Annotated in this window: 2 protein-coding genes and 1 pseudogene; 2 read left to right on the top strand and 1 reads right to left on the bottom strand. The window is 75.9% G+C overall.

Annotated elements, in window-relative coordinates; all coding sequences use genetic code 11:
- Positions 1-873: sensor histidine kinase (locus tag GTW08_RS19605; RefSeq protein ID WP_202417427.1), on the top strand; the 873-nt coding region annotated here is incomplete at its 5' end.
- Complete coding sequence (locus GTW08_RS19600) at positions 870-1,574, top strand: LuxR C-terminal-related transcriptional regulator (protein WP_073576423.1); 705 nt, start codon at positions 870-872, stop codon at positions 1,572-1,574. The genes GTW08_RS19605 and GTW08_RS19600, both read left to right, overlap by 4 nt.
- A gap of 257 nt (positions 1,575-1,831) precedes the next feature.
- Here GTW08_RS19600 and GTW08_RS19595 read toward each other — a convergent pair.
- A pseudogene (locus GTW08_RS19595) lies at positions 1,832-2,597 on the bottom strand (hypothetical protein); the annotation flags it as partial.

Raw genomic sequence — 2,597 nt, 5'->3', positions numbered from 1 at the left:
GAGGCGCAGCGACGGCGGTGGGCGCGCGACGCCCGCAGCCGCGTCACGGGCGGTCGTGCGGCGCTGGCCCGCACCGTGCTCGGCGCCGCGCTCGTCCTGACCGGGCTGGCGGTGTTCCTGCTCGGCAACCTGGACCTGAGCCAGGTGCGGTTCGGGATCCTCGCGGCACTGGCGACGCTGCTGGGCGTCGCGGTCCTCACCGTCCCCTGGTGGGTACGGCTGGTGCGCGACCTCGGCGAGGAGCGTCGGGCCCGCGCGGTCGCCGCCGAGCGCGCCGAGATCGCCGCGCACCTGCACGACTCGGTGCTGCAGACCCTCGCGCTGATCCAGCGCCAGTCCGGCGACCCGCGCGAGGTGCAGCGGCTGGCCCGCGGCCAGGAGCGGGAGCTGCGTGCCTGGCTCTACGGGCCGGGCGGGCGCGCCCGCGGCGGCAGTGGCAGCCCGGACGCGGTGGAGACGCTGCTGTCGGCGGCGATCACGCGCGTCGCGGGCGAGGTGGAGGACACCTACGCGGTGGCCGTCGGCCCGGTGCTGGTCGGTGACGCCGAGCTCGACGACGACCTGCGCGCCCTGGTGCTGGCGGCGCGCGAGGCGATGGTGAACGCGGCGAAGCACTCGGGGACGTCCGAGGTCGACGTCTACGTCGAGGTCGAGCCCGCCTCGGACGAGGGGCCGGGCGCGGCCGAGGTGTTCGTGCGGGACCGCGGCACCGGTTTCGACCCGGATGCGGTGTCCGACGACCGGCACGGCCTCGCGGACTCGGTGCACGCCCGGATGCGCCGCCACGGCGGCACGGTCCGGATCCGCACCGGGGCCGGGGAGGGTACGGAGGTGCGGCTGTCGATGCCGCTGACGGAGAAGGAGACGGCATGACCACCGCCGACGTGCCGGGGACACCGGCCGGTCCGGGCGACACCGGTATCCGGGTCTACCTGGTCGACGACCACGCGTTGTTCCGGTCCGGCGTGCGCGCCGAGCTGGACCGTGGCGACGGGCGCAGCCCCGTGCTGGAGGTCGTCGGTGAGGCGGGCTCCGTCGACGAGGCGGTGGCCGGCGTCGGGCACCTCGCGCCGGACGTGGTGCTGCTCGACGTGCACATGCCCGGCGGCGGGGGCGCGGAGATCCTGCGCCGGGCGCGCGCGGCGGGCACGGAGTCGGTGTTCCTGGCACTGTCGGTGTCCGACGCCGCGGAGGACGTCATCTCGGTGATCCGGTCCGGCGCCCGCGGCTACGTCACGAAGACGATCTCGGGCCGGGACCTCGCCGACGCCGTGCGACGCGTACGGGCCGGTGACGCGGTCTTCTCACCACGCCTGGCCGGGTTCGTGCTGGACGCGTTCTCCGACCGGCCGGGTGCGGCACCGCCGGTGGACCCGGAGATCGACCAGCTGACCAAGCGGGAGCGGGACGTGCTGCGGCTGCTGGCCCGCGGCTACGCCTACAAGGAGATCGCGAAGGAGCTGTTCATCTCGGTGAAGACGGTGGAGACCCACGTGTCGAGCGTGCTGCGCAAGACGCAGACGTCGAACCGGCACGAGCTGTCCCGCTGGGCTTCCGACAGGAGGCTCGTGTAGGTCGCGCAGCGACCGGAGCGTGCCGGAAGGAGCATCGGCACGGACAGGAGGCTCGTGTAGGTCGCGCAGCGACCGGAGCGTGCCGGAAGGAGCATCGGCACGGACAGGAGGCTCGTGTAGGTCGCGCAGCGACCGGAGCGTGCCGGAAGGAGCGTCGGTACGGACCGTCGGCCGGTCCGACACGGCACGTGCGCCGGCACCGACACGGCCCCGGTCCCCGCTGTGCGGGGGCCGGGGCCGTCGTCGTGGGTGCGGCGTCAGCCGCCCAGCAGCCCGCCCGCGCCCTTCGTGACGCCGCCGAGCACCCCGCCGACCGGTTCGGTCACGCCGGACAGGGTGCCCCCGACCGGCTCGGTCACCGTGCCGGCCACCTGCCCCACGGGCTTCGTGACGGCCTGCAGCGGCTGGGTGGCGTCCGAGGACGAGGAGCCGGTGTCCGCGGTGGCCTTCTTCGCGGAGGTGTCGAGGAGCCCGGTGACCGGCTCGGCCGCCTTCAGGACCGGGCCGGTGAGCGGCTCGGTGCTCCTGAGGACGGGCTCGGTGACCGGCGACAGCGCGCCGAGCACCGGCGTCGTCACCGGCTCGAGGGTGTCGGTGAGGGGCCGGGTGACGGGCTTGACCGCGTTCGTCACCGGGCGGACGGCCTCGGTCACGGGGGACACGGCACCGCCGAGGGTCTTCCCGACCGGCGCCGCGGCCTGCGCGACCGGGGCGACGACGCCACCGACGGCGTCCCCGACCGGGCGGACGTTCTCGGTGACGTCCTGGATCGGGCCGGTGCTGGTCCCGCCGCGCGACGGCGACGTGCCGGTCACGGGCTCGAGGATGTTGCCCGCGGACGGCCGGTCCGGGTTGTTGATCGGGGCGACGATCGGGGCGAGCGGCGAGCCCGTCCCACCGGAGCCGCGCGGAGCCGGGACCGTCGGCGACGACGGGGACCCGGTGCCCGGGTTCCCGGTCGAGGGCGAGGTGGGCGTGCGGGGCGCGGGGACCGCGACGGCGGGCCCGGCGGCGGTGCCCGGG

This window comes from Pseudonocardia sp. SID8383 (genome assembly GCF_009864975.1).
GTDB lineage: Bacteria > Actinomycetota > Actinomycetes > Mycobacteriales > Pseudonocardiaceae > Pseudonocardia > Pseudonocardia alni.
The sequence above is the reverse complement of the archived record's forward strand: the minus strand, read 5'-3'. Positions and strand labels throughout refer to the sequence as shown.

Bases quoted from the DNA above. Each gene is read 5' to 3' on its own strand.
- GTW08_RS19600 (WP_073576423.1), top strand. From the start codon at position 870: ATGACCACCGCCGACGTGCCGGGGACACCGGCCGGTCCGGGCGACACC.